Genomic DNA, 17624 nt, shown 5'->3' on the forward strand with positions numbered 1-17624 from the left:
TCGGACGAGTTATGCCAACATTATACCGTTATTTAGTGAGATATCACTATTTTCAACATTATTGCAAACTTAGTGAATGCTATGCTTGATACGATACCGCTAGTCAAGTGCCTCATTCTAAAGTAACATAACGGTTTTCTGATTTTAAAACCATAGGTCTGCCATGTCTGTATCGACCCCAACTAACCAAAACGGTTCAAAAGCTGAGCTAACTGCCCCTCCCAAGAAGTCATGGTCTGAAGCGGCCAAAGCTTATTTGGATTCTCGTGTCATTATCATGTTGTTTTTGGGCTTCTCAGCGGGTATTCCGATTCTACTAATTTTCTCCAGCTTATCGCTGTGGTTACGAGAAGCGGGTATCGATAGAAGTGTGGTGACCATGTTTAGTTGGGCGGCTTTGGGTTATTCGTTCAAGTTCATTTGGGCCCCCTTAATTGATGCGTTGCCTGTGCCATTTTTGACCAAATGGTTGGGGCGTCGCCGCGGCTGGATGGTTGTGTCGCAGCTGTTGGTGATATTGGCCATTATCTTAATGGCCCGAGTCAATCCCATTGAAGAGCATGTCTTGGTCTATATGGCGGCCGCAGCAGTGCTTTTGGGCTTCTCTTCAGCCACCCAAGATATTGTCATTGATGCTTACCGTATTGAGTTGGCGCCCCCTGACATGCAGTCCATCTTATCATCGATCTACGTGTCCGGATATCGCATTGGTATGATTGTTGCCGGTGCCGGAGCGTTATATCTGGCTGATTACTTTGGTTCTACAGAAGCTTTTTATAGCTATGAGGCGTGGCGTAATACTTATTACATCATGGCAGCCGTCATGACGTTAGGCTTACTGACTACTTTTGCCAGTTATGAGCCGACCGCTGAGACCTTACAAAAGAATAAGCAGCAATTAAACCTAAAAGTATTCTTGAGCTATTCTGCTTTATTGTTAATCCCTGGACTGCTATTTGGACTTATTTATCTGATTAATATTGTGGTAAATGAGATTTTTAATTCAGCGGTGGCTTTGATTCCCTTGGCTTGGCTACCCGGCATCAAGTTATACTTTATGGTATTGATTGCTGTAGCGCCATTGTTACTGCTGTTTTTTATCATCAATCAATCGAAGATTATTAATAAAGCGCCTTTAGTGGCTGAAACTCGAAGTGATTATGTGCGATTGGTGCTGTTGTTTGTGGCCGCTGTCTTTTCCTTCATTGCTTGCTATGTGTTGATGGGTAAAGTGTTGCCAGAGACCGAAGCGGTCTTTATCGGATTTATAGTAGAAACCTTACATTTATTAACCAGTTTGGCTGCTGCATTGGCCGCGGGATATGTCTTAGTCCAAGCGGGGCTAGTGCGTAAAGAAGTGGCTATGGCGACTTGGATTGATCCTATTCTCGACTTTTTCCGTCGCTATGGCAAAAAAGCTTTATTGTTATTGGCGTTGATCGGTCTATACCGTATTTCAGATATTGTGGCAGGGGTTATCTCCAACGTCTTCTATCAAGATATGGGCTTTAGTAAGACCGATATTGCCAACGCGGTGAAGCTTGTGGGCGTGATTATGAGTATCGGTGGGGGCTTCTTAGGCGGCTTGCTGGCTCAGCGCTTCCGTATTATGCAAGCGATGATGGTCGGGGCAATCTTGGCCAGTGCCACTAACTTACTGTTTGTTATCTTGACCTACAATCCAGGCAACTTACCAATCATGTATATGGCCGTTATCTTTGATAACCTAGCGGCAGGTCTTGCCAGTGCTGTATTTATTGCCTTCTTATCAGCGCTGACTTCAATTAGATTTACGGCAGTACAGTATGCCATTTTCTCATCACTTATGACCTTGATGCCAAAAGTGTTGGGCGGTTACTCTGGAACTATCGTAGATAATATGGGTTATCCGTTCTTCTTTATCTTCACCTTTGCTATTGGGCTACCGATTTTGTATCTAATTTATGTAGTCGATAAAAAGATTGTCATTGGTGAAAATGATGATCCAGTGGCTGATTTAACTGAATCAAATAGCAGTGGTGTTGCCAAAGAGTAGTGGGGGTCTAGACAAGACACATATGACTAATCAAATAGTACGCCAGTCAGTAACAGCCCTAAAAAAGGCTAACTATGCAGATCTTCCTAGCCACTGGATAACAGACTGGCTATTGCATGTGTTACAAAAGTCGCCGTCATTTTTGATTACCGATGGCGACTATCTACTCACAGAAGCTGAACAGCAGCAGTTTGCTGCTGGTATTGCTAACATGCAGTCCGGTACACCACTGGCGTATTTAACCGGCAAGCAAGCCTTTTGGTCGTTAGAATTTGAGGTCAATGAGCACACTTTGATTCCAAGGCCAGATACTGAGATATTAGTAGAACAAGTGCTAGACTGGATCGCTCAACATAAAAATAGCCTAAGTATTTTGAATAACAAACCGATTGTGGCACCTTATCAGCTGTTAGATTTAGGTACAGGGTCGGGTTGTATTGCGATTAGTTTGGCTCATGAGCTTGCTACTATTTACCCCAAACAGTGGCAGGTAACTGCGCTTGATTTTTCAACTGAAGCGTTAGCGGTGGCCAAACGCAATGCTCAGCTTAATGCGGTCAGTAATATACAGTTTTTACACAGCGATTGGTTTTCAGTATTAAATGGTTCTGAGACTACTGACAAACCACTATTCGATGTCATCGTCTCTAACCCCCCTTATATCGTCGATAATGACCAACACTTAGACAAGCTCAAAGCTGAGCCGCTATCCGCTTTAGTTGCAGCAGATAATGGACTGGCGGATATTAAGCATATTGCCAATGAAGCAGCAAAGTATTTACGGCAAGGTGGACTGCTCGCCATTGAACATGGCTATGACCAAGGTGAGGCGGTACGTCAGATTTTTGATGAAGCTGGGTTTCGTCAGGTGAACACTGTTCAAGATTATGGTGGTAATGATAGGGTGACGATGGGGATTTATACTAAGTCATTTAACAATTCCCAAAACATACCTACTAAATATAGTAAAAAAAATAATCATAATAATTAAATATAATCGTGCTGTTGATTTTTAATTGATCTAATAAAAGAATCCCCGTTATTATTTTTAATAACTGGGCTTTGCTGATTTTAATTAAGGGGTGAACAAGGATTTTATAGCCAGAGTAGGGTGGGTTAGTGATAGCGTAACCCACCATATTTAATTAATAAATAAAATTATTATTGGTGAGTTACGTTTTAAGTGCACTCTCTACGAGAGTTTATTAAACCTAATCCAGCCTACGAGAAATTGTCTACTACGATGGATAGCTTCGATGTGAATAATGATTGATGCTAAACGCATTATGTTGCTGGGCTAAAGCCCAGCCTACTCGCTTATCTATTCTTTATCGGTACGCAAGATACACTTTACATTAAGCGTTGAGATAGTGATAACCGTAAACTAAATATGTATTTAATTTTTAATAACCACAAACTGGACCACAGCACTGTCTCCTTGATGCATTTTGCCTTCCATCACATGGCGATGCGTTTCGACTGCAACAATCTCTTGCAGGCCTGATAGTTCTTGCCGTAAACCCTCAAGTGACATAAACATCTCAGGCTTAGATGCTGGTGGACCGCCAATGCCTGACATTTTAGGCTGCTCAGCGGTATAGGCTTCTAAGATAAATACCCCATTTGGTTTTAGTGAGCTTAGCACTTGTTGATGAACATGCTGGCGGATATCAGCAGGCATATGGGCCCAAATCGAGACAATAGCGTCCCACTTTGCAACCCCAAAATCAAAATCTGCCAAATTTGCAACTATAGTAGTAATAGATACGCCTTTTTGTTCGGCAAGCTTTTGGGCTTTTTGTAATCCTACCTCTGATAAATCGACAGCTGTAACATCAAAGCCTTGCTCGGCTAGAAAAACCGCATTGCGCCCTTCGCCCTCAGCGATACATAACACTTGTTTTTTGTCAGTATCATTATTTTTGATAAATTTGAGGGTTTGTTGTAAAAAGTCATTGGCATCTGTGCCATAAATATATTCTTGCTGTTTATAGCGCTCATCCCACATGAGTATATCCTTACAATTAAAGCTTATGACGAATCTCAAAACTTTGGTGAATCGGTTTTTTGGGGTTAAAGTCAAAGCCAATGGTTTCATTGGTAATCTCAGTGACATCATAACGCTCATAAAGCTCTTCATCTAACTCAAATTTAGTAAAGTTATTTGAGAAGTAAATCACTCCGCCATTGGCTAAACGGTTCATCGCTCGGTTGATAAGGGCCGTGTGATCACGTTGTACATCAAAAGTGCCTTGGAATTTCTTCGAGTTTGAAAACGTTGGTGGGTCAATAAAGATAACGTCAAACTGATCGGTATTGTCTTTAATCCAATCGAAGATATCCGAGGCAATAAATTGATAGCGGCTGGTGGTCACATCTAGGCCGTTTAGCGCAAAGTTTTGCTTGCCCCAATCCAGATAATTCTGAGATAAGTCGACACTAGTCACCGATTTTGCACCGCCAAGGGCAGCGTGGACACTCGCAGTACAAGTATAGGCGAACAGGTTCAACACATCGGCACCACGACTGGCCGAGCGAATCATGCTGCGCATATTACGGTGGTCAATAAATAGACCGGTGTCTAAATAATCGGTAAAGTTGACATAGAAATAAGCACCGTCCTCTTGTACCACATGCATCTTACGCTTTTTCTGAGCCAGACGCTCCGCTTCTTGACGTTTGGCTTCTTCACGCGCCTGTTGGAACTTGTTGCCTTTGTAGCGATTGCGGTTGTCTTTTTTTGGTTCGGGAGCGTCTTTACTGGCTTTACCCTCTTTAGAGGGGCTTTCTGGGTTGCCATACTGGGTATTACCAACCTGACGCGCACGGGTTTTGATAAAGATTTGTTCACGGTTAATACCAAACACTTCACGAATACCCATTAATGCTAAGTTAAAGCGTTTGCGAGCGGTCTCTGGTGGAATGGTCTTTGGTGGTGCCCACTCTTGTACATGAACGTAGTCGCCATACACATCGATAGCCACTTTATAATCAGGCAAATCGGCATCATAAACACGCAAGTTGGTCACGTCTTCTTTGGTAGCCAGTTTTTTTAGATGCGCCACATTCTTTTGTAGGCGATTGACAAAGTCTTGTGCTTCCTCGACTTCAATCTTTTGGCGCTCAAAGCGATCGATTAAGCTTTCACCTTCTTTACGTAGTAATTGACCGTATCTGAAATAGACAGTGATGGCTCCGTTATGGCAACGTAGGGTTTGCGGCTCATCTAAAGGCAGCACATCAGCTTGCTCAACGTGGGCAGCTAATAGGCCTAACATAGGTTGATATTTTTGTTTAGCAAATATGTCTTGTAGGGTTAGCCCTAGGCCTTGATATAAAGGCTTGATAAAGTCGCTATCACCTAAACGCTCACCATACGGTGGGTTGGTGATGATAAGAGGGCGTTTAAGTTTACGATCTAATAACGGCTTGGCCAAAGCAATCTTCAGTTGAGACAGTGGGCGCTGCTCTAAAGTTAAATGCGGAATCAGCTCAATCAGACCGGCAGCGATTAAGTTTTTATGCACCGCTTTAATGGCGCCTGCATCGGCATCGAAGCCCATAATGGTCGGTAATTTGCCAGCGGCAGCTTTTTCTAGTCCATTATGGAAACGCTGCTGGGCATCCACCACACACTGTTGCCACAGCTCGCTGTCATGCTCCTGCCAGTTATAAAAACCAAATTGTGACTCGGCTTTATCAATACCCACCGCATAATCGCAATGCATCAATAGGGCTTCGATAATAAAGGTACCTGAACCACACATAGGGTCAATTAAGGCACTGTAGCTGTTTTTCTTTTTGTGCCAACCGACGGTATATAATAGGCCAGCGGCTAAGTTTTCTTTTAATGGCGCATCAGTCATGGCGACACGGTAGCCGCGGCGGTGCAAACTGGTGCCTGATAAGTCTAAGAAAATCTCAGCCTGCTTCTCATTAACGGTGGCATAAATAGGAAAGTCTGGGTTACTGCTGTCGACATCAGGACGGGCATCTAGCTTTTCGCTAAAGGTGTCCGCAATAGCATCTTTGATACGTAGCATGGCAAACTGTTGGCTGACTTGAACCCTTTTATCGACACTCATACGAATTGCAAAAGTATTGTCTAAGCCAAACCACTCAGTCCAATCTACGGTACGAGCCAGACCATTTAGCTGTTCTGCCACATCATAGTCTTTATTGATATTACGCTTTTTGATAGGCAACAAGACACGTGAGGCCACTCGTGACCACAGACAAATTTGATAAATCTGTTCTAAAGTAGCGTTGATGGCAATACGGCCCGTGCCTTTTAGTTCACAGCCAATCTCCATGCTAGCCAGTTCCGTTTGCAGCGGAGCTTCTAATCCATCGGCGCAGGTAACGATGATGTCAAAGCGTTTGTTTGAGGCTACAGGCTGGGTATTTAGATCGTTGCTGTTAGAGATGTTTTCTGTTGTGGGGGTGGACATAGTTGGCCTTTACGTTGTATTTATTAATTCAAATTTACTAATGTAATCTTCAGGCAGCTAAGCTAAATAGCAGAGACTGACTGTTAAATGAATTGAGTGTTAATGTTTTATATAAAAAAAGATGAATGATAGTGATAAGTAGGCTGCTAAATAAGCCAGTAGGTGGGAGTGATATGTTAATTACTAGTGATTTTACCACACTCATCTACTAGGAGATAACCAGGCTCTATAAATAAGCCAAATTTTGTGCCATTTATCGGCGGTTAGTCACAAAAGTCGTTTAATGCTACAGATTATTTATTAGCCTCTGGCTGACTTTGTGCAGAAGATGGTTGCAATTGGGCCTCAATATCAGCTGCTTTGGTATCGGCAGGCATGACAAGTTTCATGTGAGGATAGGGGATGTTAATGCCTTCTTTTTCAAAGCCTACTTTGATCTTTTCATGTAAGGTTTCTTTGATAACGGGCATACGAGCCACGGCGGCAGGTTTCACCCAGTAGCGGATAATAAATACCGTCCCAAAGTCGCTGATATGGTCAACCGTGGCTAAAGGCTCTGGACGCTTTAGAATATTTTCCGTCTCATCGAGCACCTTCATAATAACTTTTCTGGCTTGCTCAATATCAGCTTCTAGAGCAATACGGGCCCTGATGTCAAAGCGAATAAAGTTCTTTGAGGTTAAGTTAGTGACCTCGGAGGAGGCGACGGTCGCATTGGGAATAATGACCGTGATGTTGTCTCGAGTCAAGATATGGGTAGTGCGTAACGAGATGAGAATAACCCGGCCTTCGTTTTCGCCAATACTAATCCAGTCCCCGACCTTAAAAGACTGCTCTAGCAAAATGGTAATTCCCGAGATAAAGTTAGCAATGGTGGACTGCGCCGCAAAACCCACTGCCAAACCCAAAATACCCAGACCGGCTACTAACGACACGATATCGAAGCCAAACTGAGCCATAACACTGGCCAGTCCTAGCACTATAATTAATACTGAGAATACGTTTTTTAGCAGCTGTTCTATCGAGGCATTAAGTCCATAATGCTTTAGAACTCGGCTGATAACTTGTTCAGATGAGGTCCATAGTACGTAATAAATACCGGCCCATATACTGGCTTTGGCCGTTGCAGATACGGTGGTAGGCTCAACATTTATCTGACTCATTACCGCCAGTACACAGCTGACCAGCCATATGTAGCGTAATACAGAGCGAATGATGCTTAAGCGTCGGTCTGATAGCTTTAATTGCTCTTGATAGCGCTTAGCAATATAGGTAAATAGCCAATAGAGAAAGCCGACAATCATTAACAGAATAATAATTTTTATGGTGGTGCTGGCAAGTTCCACCCCGCGAGAAGCCCAGTCTCGACTCTCTTCTTCCAAATCGCCCCCAATTGCAAGATATAAGCTCGAATACAAATCGTGCATAATGTCTTGAAAAAATGCGCTAATTTTTGAGCCAGTCTCTCTTGCCATTGGTAATCCTATAATGGGTCATTGTCTAAGGGAATCTGTTATAACTGCGTAGATAGTCTTAATATACAACAAAATTAGATAAAGTTGAGTATGCCTTGTTCGTAGCTTCCTTAGTTTATATAAGTTAGTTTTTTAAAAATGCTCACTTATTATAAAAAAACCCTGCAGCGATATGGCAGGGTTTTTTGTGATAGACAAAATAAATTATGAATTAAACTTATTGATCTTGCCTATGGTGTCACGTAAGGCGGTGCGTAACCCTTCAAGAATAGTAGGATGGTAGAAGGGACTGGCCAGTAAGCCGTCGATATCTACTTCATTGGTAATGGCTGTGACCAAGATATGAGCAATATACTCGGCATCTGGGCCCACCATACTTGCCCCTAATATCAACTCAGTTTTCGGACAAGCATAAATGCGAAGTAGGCCACAGTTGACACCCATTACTCGACTACGTCCTTGATTGTCAAAGCTCACCTCACCGATGACATACGGACGTCCTTCTTCTTTAATGTCTGATAAAGACTGACCCACGTTCATAATTTGTGGTGCACTGAATATTATTGACATGGAAGTGGTTGCTGTTTGCGACTTATCGGGTGACATGTCATTCAGCATATTACTGTCTTCAGAGCAGTCTGGATCTTTGGCAATGGCATCGCTCATACTGATTTTATCGGCTAGACCCGCTATCTTCAAAGCCACCTCTTTGCCCGATAAATAGCCCTCATTACTGGAGACATGCAGTAGCGGTAGATAGGCATTGGCATCGCCAACTATATAGACATTGGTACCTTCAATTTTACCGGTTATTTTATCCAACTTTAGCGGACGATTTTTGTCATCTAACTGCACCCCCACATGCTCAAGCCCTAGGGTATGCAATGAGTTGCGGCGTCCGGTAGCTGCCAGTACTTTCTCACCACGCCAAGTCTGTGAATTGCCTTCAGCGTCAGTATAATGGATAACCGCTTGGCTCTCACTATTAACTTCTTCTCGAGATACTTCATCAATACGGGTATTGAGACGTAAATCTAACTGATTGGAAAAACAAGCAATGGCTTTTTGATTAATGGCCTCGTCTTTTAAGCCACCCACTTTTTCATTGCGATTGAAGAGTGCAACCTCAACACCGAGTCGACTCATTGCCTGAGCCAGTTCAAGGCCAATAGCTCCTGCACCTATTACCGCCATAGATTTAGGTAAATCTGGCAGCTCAAAAATGGTATCAGAAGTAATTAGAGTATCGCCTAATGCCAATTTCCAGCCTTCAGGCACAAAAGGCTTTGATCCAGTGGCGATAATAACATGATCGGCTTGGATGTACTGGATATCACCCTCTGCGGTATGCGCTTCAATCAATCCGGATTCTGAAAAAACAGCACGACCATGTATTTTATTATTATCGTCCCAGCTCTCTACATTCTTTAGGGCGAAACCTGCAAAACGATCTCGCTCATCCTGCACCCGCTTCATAACCTGCTTACCGTTAATGGTGGCATTACCTTCTATCCCAAATTCTTTAGAATGGCTGGCATGGTAAGCACGATCGGCGGCTGCAATCAATAATTTACTCGGCATACAGCCCATGGTGGTACAAGTAGTGGACCAGATACCTTCATTAATAATAACCACATTATCTGTGACTTTGCTGATTTGACGATAAGCGTTATGACCCGCAGTACCGGCACCGATGACGGCGGCATCAACGTGGCGAATGGATTTCTCGGAGGGAGATTGGGATTTTGTCATAAGTCTTTCCTAAAAAATGGTTCTAGTTAATGTTTTTATTATGAATACTGCTAGGAACAATTGCCGTAAAGAACCGGTATGGACTTTGCCTTACCGGTCGGTACTAAAGGGGTAATTATCAGATTAACTTCTTAAGTATAGCTAAGCTGAGTTAAGTCTAGATAAACCGAGTCTATGCCAGCGTTTTTAGCAATCTATCCGCATAGTCTTTGGCTCTTAAATTACGCTGAGCATGGGTCAGCTTGCCGTCTTTATCAAACACAAAAGTAGAGCGTACTAAGCCCATTGTTTTTTTGCCATACATATTTTTTTCTTTAATCACATCAAAGTGTTGGCAAAGCTTTTCATCAGGATCGCTAATCAAAGGTATTTGCAGTTGTTTTTTTTCAATGAATTTCTTATGCGACTCGATACTGTCTCTAGATACTCCAATAATGCTGTAACCTAAGGCATCAAACTCAGACAGTTTTTCGGTAAAGTCGACTGCTTGAGTAGTGCAGCCGGGAGTATTGTCACGCGGATAGAAATATAGAATTAAGCCCTTGTCCATATTTTCCACAAATTGATCAAGCACAATTTCACTTTCGACCATTTCATCTTCTATTTTTTGCACCATAGGCATCGGGAAGTCCGGAAGGGCAATGATTTCATCAGTGGGTTTGGCCATGTTATTTTCCTTTTTTATTTAAAATAACTTATTAACTTAGATGATAGTTATAGTTTTTATATTAGTTTACCTAAGATTAAGCAATGACTCAAAGCGTAGCGTGTAAGCGTCAAGTACGACTTAAGTTAAGAATTAAGCTAAGAGAAATCTAAGACAATAAAAAAGGCCGACATAGGAATGCCAGCCAATTTAAATCAGATCAATAACAGTATAACTTAAAGCACAGTGTAAGCAAATTAGGCTTTAGGTTTCTGTGGCGGGTTTAGTTTTAGACCATTACCACATTGCTGTAAGTCTTTTTGCATGGTCTTGGCATAAGGTAACGTTGAAGGGTCTTTGCCACTTTGGGCATAGCTTTCAATTTCCCACATTTGGCCTAGTGTCATTTTACTGCGAACGTCCACAGTACAGCCACAAAACTTCTTAGCGGTAGCATTATCTGCCACTTTAAGTTTAACCGCGGTTGCGACACAGTTATTAATTTGATCTTGCTTGATGTCCAACGCTTGAGCTGGAGTTGCCAACATAATTGCAGAAGTAGCTAATGCAGCAAGTGGCAATAATTTGTTAGATAAAAAGCTTTTCGAAATAAAGTTCATGAACAACAATCCTTTAGAGGCTTACAGTAATTATATTTTCAGTTAGCCAGTGACTTACATAAGTTAAAATGCACGGGCACTGGGTTAAATGTACAAGTTGAAAACAACCTACAGAATTTACCTAGCGACTGGCTTAGTTAATCTATCCGCATACCTTATCAAGCTAATAAACAGATTAGTAATTAATTTTGCTATTTAGTTGCAATTTATTGTTGCTATTCAGTTACAAAATGCACAAAAACAAACTAAAAAGCAGAGTCCTAATTAGTAGCGTAACGGGTAGGGTCTGCTAATCCGGCATCACTAAAGCCTCTTTTACGTAAAGTACAGCTGTCACAGATACCACAGGCTCGGCCTTCACTGTCAGCTTTATAGCAAGAAATGGTTTGAGAGTAATCCACCCCAAGTGAGTTGCCCAGTTGAATAGTTTGCGCTTTAGAAAGCTTTTGTAGCGGGGTTTGAATATACAGTTTATGCCCGGTTACCCCAGCTTTGGTGGCTAGATTGGCCATGACCTCAAAGGCATTAATATATTCAGGACGGCAGTCAGGGTAACCTGAGTAATCCACTGAGCTGACCCCAATGACGATATGGTTGGCTTCAGTCACTTCTGCCACAGCTAAAGCGTAAGACAAAAATATGGTGTTGCGCGCCGGCACATAAGTGTTGGGAATGGCATCATTATCTATATCGTCGGTGTGGCTTGGGAATTTATCCGCATCGCCATCTGGGACGGTCATATCATGGTCAGTTAACGAAGAGCCGCCCAACTGTGCAATATCAATATCAATGATCTTATGATCGACGCCGGCCTGGTTAGCGATATTTTTGGCCGCGACCAGCTCGCTATTATGACGTTGACCGTAATTGAAGCTTACAGCAGTGACCTTAGCATAGCGATCTTTTGCCCAGTACAAACAGGTAACAGAGTCTAGCCCGCCTGAGAGTAATACTACGGCATTTTCATTACAGGAGTCTGACGCAGTGTGGTTAGTGGGAGAGATTGAAGTTAAAGCATCAGTCATAAGAAATCCTAAAGGCTTATAAAAATCAGAAAAAAGGCGATTATTAAAAATTAGTCAAAAAGAGCCGTAAAAAAACCGTCTATTTTAACAAAAATAAGACTACTGTGTGTGCTCTGTTCGAGGTTAGTCAAAGCGATATACATCCATCCCTAAGCTATGATGGGCCATGCTTTCATGGATTACCGAGACCCGCTGACCACAGCCCAGTGCAAAAAACAGCGGTAGTAAGTGCTCAGAGCTAGGGTGAACCTGCTCTACTTGAGAGAATTGTTGCCAGTCTAACGCAGCTGGGATATTGGATTTTAACTGCTGTAACAACCAGACTTTAAAGGCTTTAGCCGTAGGCTCTTCACTGTCAGCGTCCCAATTTAATGCCGCTAAGTTGTGGGTAATACCGCCTGAACCAATAACCAAGATTTGCTCACGGCGTAGTTGGGAGAATAAGCTACCGAGTTGATAACACGCATACGCGTCAAAGTGCTTGGGTAATGACAGCTGTACAATAGGTACATCTGCCTCAGGGTATAGATGAATTAACGGTGCCCAGACACCATGATCTAAAGGACGCAGTGGGTTAAGACTATTAATCACACCCATCTTATTAAGTTGATCGGACAGCGACTCTGCCAGCTCTGGATGACCTAGAGCGGGATATTCAATGGTGTTTAACTTCTGACTAAAGCCTGAGAAATCATGCCAGGTTTGCGGGGTTGGGTTGCTGGCAATCTCCAAGGTCTGAGTCACCCAGTGCGCTGACATAATCACAATGGCTTTGGGCTTAGGCAGGTTTTGCCCGGTACGTGCCAAAGCATTGGTAGTGGCATTTTTTTCAAGCGCAAAAGTGGGCGCCCCATGCGAAATAAATAGCGCCGGCAATGTGGCCAGCGCTTGCATAGAGCGAACTTTTTGCTTGCGAGTCGGAGTCGTCACCGGCTCAAAGCTAGTGAGCGGAGTCACTGAAACCGGTACGCTAAAGGTTGAGCTGTGAGTATTCTTTGGATATGTCATAAACTAATTATGGGGGCTAGGCGTCATTTTTTAAAGCAGGGTAGGACCTGCAAGACCGATTTCACAATAAATAGCTACACTAAATAACTAAAAGAGATTGCTACCTTAACTGATAAGCTACACACAACTAATAAGCTACACACGGCCGCTACCTCTAACAGTACTAGCACTGTCGCTTTAGCCTAATTGCCGCGATGATAAGGATGATTATTATTAATACTCATCGCGCGATATAACTGCTCCATCAATACCACACGCACTAGCGGATGGGGTAGGGTAAGGGGCGATAATGACCATTCATAATATTGCTAAGCTTAGTGCTAGTAGTATTGCTTTATTGGCTCATGCAGATGTAGATACAGCGGCAAATAGTGCGGCAGTGACTGTTGAGAATAATGCTTAAAGCCTATAGGGTGGAATCCTCAAGGTAAGACAATTGAGAGCATTAAAATTAATGATACGAAGAATGGTTTTTTTGCAAAAGATGGTTGGGTTTAAAAGACTCAAATTGTTGAAACGTCAAAAGGTAGGGTTGAGATACATTATGCACATACAACTAAAACAAGCAGAAATGTTGAATTTAAATTTAAAAATGAGTCATTATAGGATTAATTGTGTTTAAAAAAATATTGTTAGATTTTTTGTTGTCTGCAGAAGCGTCAGCAGCAACAGGAGAGCTAGATGAATGGTATTTATCAGATTTTGATGACAAATATGTCAACAGCATTGATTATGAAACTGGTTATGCGATGCTTATTGATTGCTGTGAAGTTTGGATTGAGTATCCTAGGTTTACATTTGAGCTAATTTATATAATAGGTTCTATTAGAAATATTATATCGACTAATACTTTTCCAAAGGTTTTTATTGATAATAAAGATAAAATTTTAACAATTTACAAAGATACGGAGGCTAGAGTTACAAGTCAGATTTGCGAAAAATATTCAGACATTAAAATAAAGCAGCAGTTGTTGGAAAAAATAATAAAACAAAACATTCAAATTGAAAAAGATTCATTTCAAGAGCTTTTTCATCATTCAAATATTAATTGGTTTGAAATTTAGGAGGCTAAGTTATTTAACGCCTAAACTATGTAGCTTAAGGCTTTAAGAGGTTTTGTCGTGTACAAAGAATTTGATTAGTAATATTAATTAAAAATAGTGCACAGACAGCTGTTGAGAATAATGCCATATGGGCTGCCATTCCTGCTGTTATTTAGTCTTTAAAATTTGGGGGTATTTCCACCCATTTTTTGGAGCATTTAATGGTTCTAAAGCCTATTTCACTCGTACAGGGCTATGGACTATGCAAGTAGATAAAATAGTATTTTCTCCGTCTCAATAAGGATTATTGTATGAAAAAAATGATTATATTACTAGGAGGTATAATGACGCTTGTAAGTTGCTCAAAACTTGATGTACATAGTCCTAATGCTCAAATTGAAGTAAATGTAGATGATGATAAATACAGTGTTCCACTAAACCATATTGTTAGACCAGATACTGGAAGTTACCCAAGTTTTGATACAGATATGGGTAATGCTTACTTTTTCTGGCCTAGTGGTAGAGGGCTAAATAATCAGGATAAAGATCCCAATGTTTTAGAGCATGATGATGATATTATCAGTTTCTACTGGACAGCTAGAAATTCAGGGGTCATGGGTAATGATATGCCAACAAGAGTAGCAATTCGCAAAGAAAGCGCTGTTAGAAATCCTAAGCAAGATAGCTTTGATCTAGAAGCATATATTGAAAAATTTGATAAGCATACTGTCTGGTACATAGGTTCTGTCTATCCAAGCTCACCTACAACTATTGAATGTTTTATAGCTTCTAGTAATCATCAAAATAGTATTTGCCAGATGGAGTATGTGCACCCTGATTATAATAATTATATTCAACTTCAGTTCTCAAGAAAAAACCTTGCCGATTGGAAAGAAATAAATAGGATGGCCATTAACTATATGGAGAAGTGGTATGATGAATAAATATGAATTGTTAAATTATAGTTGATTCTGAATGTGACTATTAGCATGTTTCTATAACCCAACTAAAAAAACAACAGCTTAGCTAACCAATAACGATTAAACAGTGACAGCAACTGTTATATTTAACATGGTAAAATTAATACTAACCTCGATAACCAAACAGATTATCACCATCCATAACTAACAAAACTAAGCCTAGTTTGGCTTAAGCTATCGAAGCGCCTAGAGAAGTTAAAAAAGAAACCGTGACAGGATTTAGTGCCAGTATTTATTATTAAAAATATTACTCGTTGATTTTATTTATTATTAATAATAATAATGGGGTATGAGATAACTGTTGGCTGTGGAGCGGGAGTGGCTTTAACCACATCAGTTACTGATTTATTGGTATCTAAATCCATAATCCAAAAGACTACGTAACTATCTTTACTAAACCATAATCTTTACTAAACCATAATAGATTTTGATTACTCTAATAACATCAAATAACCTTAAATATGTATTATAAGTTTGCAATAATTATTAAGACATTATTTACAAAGTATTGATAGTTATTAATATATAGACTGCTGGCATTGAGATAATTAAATTAATTCGCTAATAATTCATCAATTGCCCCGATGATAAGGATGATTATTATTAATACTCATCGCGCGATATAACTGCTCCATCAATACCACACGCACTAGCGGATGGGGTAGGGTAAGGGGCGATAATGACCATTTAAAGTCAGCTGCTGCTAGCACCTCAGGTGATACGCCATCTGCTCCGCCAATTACCAACGCCACATCATCACCAATTTGCATTGCTTCGCTGAGCTTATCAGCCAACTGCTCGGTGGATAGCATCTTACCTTTTACATCGAGTACCCAAAGCTTTTCGCGCGAGTTACTCTGATGAGTGGTCAAAATAGCTTTACCTTCTTGCTCACGATACTGTGCCAAATTAGCCTCTGATGGATTTTTGGCACGTTTAGCCGCAGGCAGGTCGATGATATCAGTGCTGAGCATGGGCTGGATACGTTTGTGATACTCATCAAATCCAGCATCAACCCACTTAGGCATCTTACTGCCCACACTCAAAATTCGTAATTTCATAAAAGATCAGACCTTTTGGTTTAATTAATAGAACTGCTAAAGCTAAAATGTCAACCTTTTAACCCCTGATTTTTTAACTTATCCACAGTTCAAGTGAGACCCTTGAGTCAAGTTGTGAAACATCTGAAGCAATAAAACATTTACTGATAAATTTTTTATAATAGCTATTAGTTTTTAGCCACTACTGTGTAAAGTATTGATTTTATTGACAAAAATAATTGTACAAAAAATGAGCAATTTTATTCAAAGCCGTATGTTGTCTAGGGTATAACTTGTCAAGTCTTGGGTTATCCACAGAGTTATCCACAGGTTATGGGGAAAACTCTTAATCCCCTTGCTAGCCATGCGTTTGGCAGCAGTGGTATGCTGAGCTGGATAAAAGAACAGAGCCCTCATTAGTAAGGAATTTAAGTTAAAAACTATAAATTACTTAAATAATGAGGACTACTTTTTGGGTTAATCGTCAAATGTTCCACATGGTAAGTTTTATATTTACCAGCAGTTACTGGCTTTGCTATCTAGGTAGAGCAAAATAAGCCAAGAATTATGGCAATTAGTCTTTGCTATAAATTAAATCCCAAACCCCATGACCTCTATCAATGCCTCTTTTTTCAAACTTGGTCATAGGGCGGAAGTCTGGACGCGGTGTGAAATTACCGTGTCCTGCAGTATTGGTTAAGCCTTCAAAGTTGTCGAGCACATCTAGCATCCAGAATGCATAATGCTCCCAGTCTGTTGCCGCATGGAACCAGCCACCATTTTTGATAACACGGGTGACAATCTCCATTCGCTTAGGGCTAACAAAGCGGCGTTTGTAATGACGCTTTTTTTGCCAAGGATCAGGGAAATATAGCTGGATACGGTCAATATGATTGTCAGGTAATTGCTGCATTAAAGCGATGGCATCCCCATTGATAATCTTTAGATTGGTCAGCCCCTCTTCATTGGCCATATAGGCGCACTTGCCAATACCTGGCTCATGCACTTCAATGCCCACGAAGTTTCGACTGGGGTCGGCTTTGGCCATCTCAATTAAGGAGCTGCCCATTCCAAAACCAATTTCAAAGGTTAATGGGGCATCAGGGCCATTGGGCGTCTGCTCGGTATCTGCAAATAAGGCACGCAAATCTGTGATGCCATCGATAATACCTTGACCTCTATCGTCCATAGTATTGACAATATATTTGGCATAGATAGGGTCTGTTAGCGCTTGCTCGGCATTTTTGTTAAGGTGGGTGCGGCGCTTCATAAAGGTTTTGATTAGGCGTGGAAAAGCAGTGTCAGTGGCCTCAGATTTGGCTTGATCGCTATTTTGGTCAGAGGTATTTTTGGTTGTAGGAGCAATAGCATTGTCCTTCATGTCAGTAGTTTCAGAGGTTGGTAAGCTATCTGTAGTAGGGGTATTTGGAGTATTTTCAGCGCTCATATGAATAAAATCATCCACTATTGGAGTTATTAAGTTGAAGGAATTGGGAGGTTAGCCAAGCCTGTTAAAAAACAGCGTTAAGGCTAAAAAATAAAGTAATAT

At 41.2% G+C, this 17624-nt stretch carries 15 protein-coding genes and 1 pseudogene; 5 read left to right on the forward strand and 11 right to left on the reverse strand.

Annotation, left to right across the window (positions count from 1 at the left end; genetic code table 11):
• The first annotated feature begins 163 nt into the window (after positions 1-163).
• Complete coding sequence (locus G561_RS0105930) at positions 164-2035, forward strand: AmpG family muropeptide MFS transporter (protein WP_028858727.1); 1872 nt, start codon at positions 164-166, stop codon at positions 2033-2035.
• Between the two features lie 22 nt (positions 2036-2057).
• Positions 2058-3026 (forward strand): peptide chain release factor N(5)-glutamine methyltransferase, encoded by a 969-nt coding sequence (prmC, locus tag G561_RS14070; RefSeq protein ID WP_081794386.1) that lies wholly within the window; start codon positions 2058-2060, stop codon positions 3024-3026.
• A 405-nt stretch (positions 3027-3431) separates the two neighbouring features.
• Here the strand turns inward: prmC and G561_RS0105940 are convergent, their stop codons facing one another.
• The 9 genes and pseudogenes from G561_RS0105940 to G561_RS15155 all read right to left on the reverse strand — a co-directional run.
• A complete protein-coding gene (locus G561_RS0105940) occupies positions 3432-4043 on the reverse strand; it encodes a class I SAM-dependent methyltransferase (RefSeq protein ID WP_028858728.1) in 612 nt (203 codons plus the stop codon).
• A 16-nt stretch (positions 4044-4059) separates the two neighbouring features.
• Positions 4060-6486, reverse strand: a complete 2427-nt coding sequence (rlmKL, locus tag G561_RS0105945; RefSeq protein WP_028858729.1) for a bifunctional 23S rRNA (guanine(2069)-N(7))-methyltransferase RlmK/23S rRNA (guanine(2445)-N(2))-methyltransferase RlmL — start codon at positions 6484-6486, stop codon at positions 4060-4062.
• A gap of 293 nt (positions 6487-6779) precedes the next feature.
• Positions 6780-7961, reverse strand: a complete 1182-nt coding sequence (locus G561_RS0105950; protein ID WP_028858730.1) for a mechanosensitive ion channel family protein — start codon at positions 7959-7961, stop codon at positions 6780-6782.
• Between the two features lie 204 nt (positions 7962-8165).
• Positions 8166-9713, reverse strand: a complete 1548-nt coding sequence (locus G561_RS0105955) for a dihydrolipoyl dehydrogenase (RefSeq protein WP_028858731.1) — start codon at positions 9711-9713, stop codon at positions 8166-8168.
• A gap of 172 nt (positions 9714-9885) precedes the next feature.
• Positions 9886-10380: a peroxiredoxin gene (locus tag G561_RS0105960; protein WP_028858732.1), complete on the reverse strand. Its 495-nt coding sequence runs from the start codon at positions 10378-10380 to the stop codon at positions 9886-9888.
• 236 nt (positions 10381-10616) lie between these two features.
• The gene (locus G561_RS0105965; RefSeq protein WP_028858733.1) at positions 10617-10979 is read right to left on the reverse strand and encodes a hypothetical protein; all 363 of its coding nucleotides are present in this window, start codon (positions 10977-10979) and stop codon (positions 10617-10619) included.
• Between the two features lie 260 nt (positions 10980-11239).
• Positions 11240-12004, reverse strand: a complete 765-nt coding sequence (queC, locus tag G561_RS0105970) for a 7-cyano-7-deazaguanine synthase QueC (protein ID WP_028858734.1) — start codon at positions 12002-12004, stop codon at positions 11240-11242.
• 123 nt (positions 12005-12127) lie between these two features.
• A complete protein-coding gene (locus G561_RS0105975; protein WP_028858735.1) occupies positions 12128-12898 on the reverse strand; it encodes a DODA-type extradiol aromatic ring-opening family dioxygenase in 771 nt (256 codons plus the stop codon).
• Between the two features lie 296 nt (positions 12899-13194).
• A pseudogene (locus tag G561_RS15155) lies at positions 13195-13314 on the reverse strand (23S rRNA (pseudouridine(1915)-N(3))-methyltransferase RlmH); the annotation flags it as partial.
• Here G561_RS15155 and G561_RS15690 point away from each other — a divergent pair.
• The 3 genes from G561_RS15690 (at position 13302) to G561_RS0105995 (ending at position 14999) form a co-directional block, all read left to right on the forward strand.
• Complete coding sequence (locus tag G561_RS15690; protein ID WP_323807519.1) at positions 13302-13415, forward strand: VENN motif pre-toxin domain-containing protein; 114 nt, start codon at positions 13302-13304, stop codon at positions 13413-13415. The pseudogene G561_RS15155 and the gene G561_RS15690 sit on opposite strands and share 13 nt — an antisense overlap.
• Before the next feature lie 211 nt (positions 13416-13626).
• Entirely contained in the window at positions 13627-14076 is a 450-nt protein-coding gene (locus G561_RS0105990) for a hypothetical protein (protein WP_028858736.1), read from the forward strand.
• A 290-nt stretch (positions 14077-14366) separates the two neighbouring features.
• Complete coding sequence (locus G561_RS0105995) at positions 14367-14999, forward strand: hypothetical protein (protein WP_028858737.1); 633 nt, start codon at positions 14367-14369, stop codon at positions 14997-14999.
• Between the two features lie 608 nt (positions 15000-15607).
• Here the strand turns inward: G561_RS0105995 and rlmH are convergent.
• Both rlmH and trmB read right to left on the reverse strand, forming a co-directional pair.
• Entirely contained in the window at positions 15608-16096 is a 489-nt protein-coding gene (rlmH, locus tag G561_RS0106005; RefSeq protein WP_028858738.1) for a 23S rRNA (pseudouridine(1915)-N(3))-methyltransferase RlmH, read from the reverse strand.
• A gap of 553 nt (positions 16097-16649) precedes the next feature.
• A complete protein-coding gene (trmB, locus tag G561_RS0106010) occupies positions 16650-17456 on the reverse strand; it encodes a tRNA (guanosine(46)-N7)-methyltransferase TrmB (RefSeq protein ID WP_081794389.1) in 807 nt (268 codons plus the stop codon).
• Positions 17457-17624: the final 168 nt, after the last annotated feature.

Origin of the sequence: Psychrobacter phenylpyruvicus DSM 7000 = NBRC 102152 (genome assembly GCF_000685805.1) — a bacterium.
GTDB lineage: Bacteria > Pseudomonadota > Gammaproteobacteria > Pseudomonadales > Moraxellaceae > Psychrobacter > Psychrobacter phenylpyruvicus.

What these genes read in the sequence shown, in the direction of transcription:
- G561_RS0105995 (WP_028858737.1), top strand. Translation starts at nt 14,367, where the DNA reads ATGAAAAAAATGATTATATTACTAGGAGGTATAATGACGCTTGTAAGT.
- G561_RS0105960 (WP_028858732.1), bottom strand. Translation starts at nt 10,380, where the DNA reads ATGGCCAAACCCACTGATGAAATCATTGCCCTTCCGGACTTCCCGATG.
- rlmKL (WP_028858729.1), bottom strand. Translation starts at nt 6,486, where the DNA reads ATGTCCACCCCCACAACAGAAAACATCTCTAACAGCAACGATCTAAAT.
- trmB (WP_081794389.1), bottom strand. Translation starts at nt 17,456, where the DNA reads ATGAAGGACAATGCTATTGCTCCTACAACCAAAAATACCTCTGACCAA.
- G561_RS0105950 (WP_028858730.1), bottom strand. Translation starts at nt 7,961, where the DNA reads ATGGCAAGAGAGACTGGCTCAAAAATTAGCGCATTTTTTCAAGACATT.
- G561_RS0105930 (WP_028858727.1), top strand. Translation starts at nt 164, where the DNA reads ATGTCTGTATCGACCCCAACTAACCAAAACGGTTCAAAAGCTGAGCTA.
- queC (WP_028858734.1), bottom strand. Translation starts at nt 12,004, where the DNA reads ATGACTGATGCTTTAACTTCAATCTCTCCCACTAACCACACTGCGTCA.
- rlmH (WP_028858738.1), bottom strand. Translation starts at nt 16,096, where the DNA reads ATGAAATTACGAATTTTGAGTGTGGGCAGTAAGATGCCTAAGTGGGTT.
- G561_RS15690 (WP_323807519.1), top strand. Translation starts at nt 13,302, where the DNA reads ATGACCATTCATAATATTGCTAAGCTTAGTGCTAGTAGTATTGCTTTA.
- G561_RS0105965 (WP_028858733.1), bottom strand. Translation starts at nt 10,979, where the DNA reads ATGAACTTTATTTCGAAAAGCTTTTTATCTAACAAATTATTGCCACTT.
- prmC (WP_081794386.1), top strand. Translation starts at nt 2,058, where the DNA reads ATGACTAATCAAATAGTACGCCAGTCAGTAACAGCCCTAAAAAAGGCT.
- G561_RS0105940 (WP_028858728.1), bottom strand. Translation starts at nt 4,043, where the DNA reads ATGTGGGATGAGCGCTATAAACAGCAAGAATATATTTATGGCACAGAT.
- G561_RS0105975 (WP_028858735.1), bottom strand. Translation starts at nt 12,898, where the DNA reads ATGCAAGCGCTGGCCACATTGCCGGCGCTATTTATTTCGCATGGGGCG.
- G561_RS0105955 (WP_028858731.1), bottom strand. Translation starts at nt 9,713, where the DNA reads ATGACAAAATCCCAATCTCCCTCCGAGAAATCCATTCGCCACGTTGAT.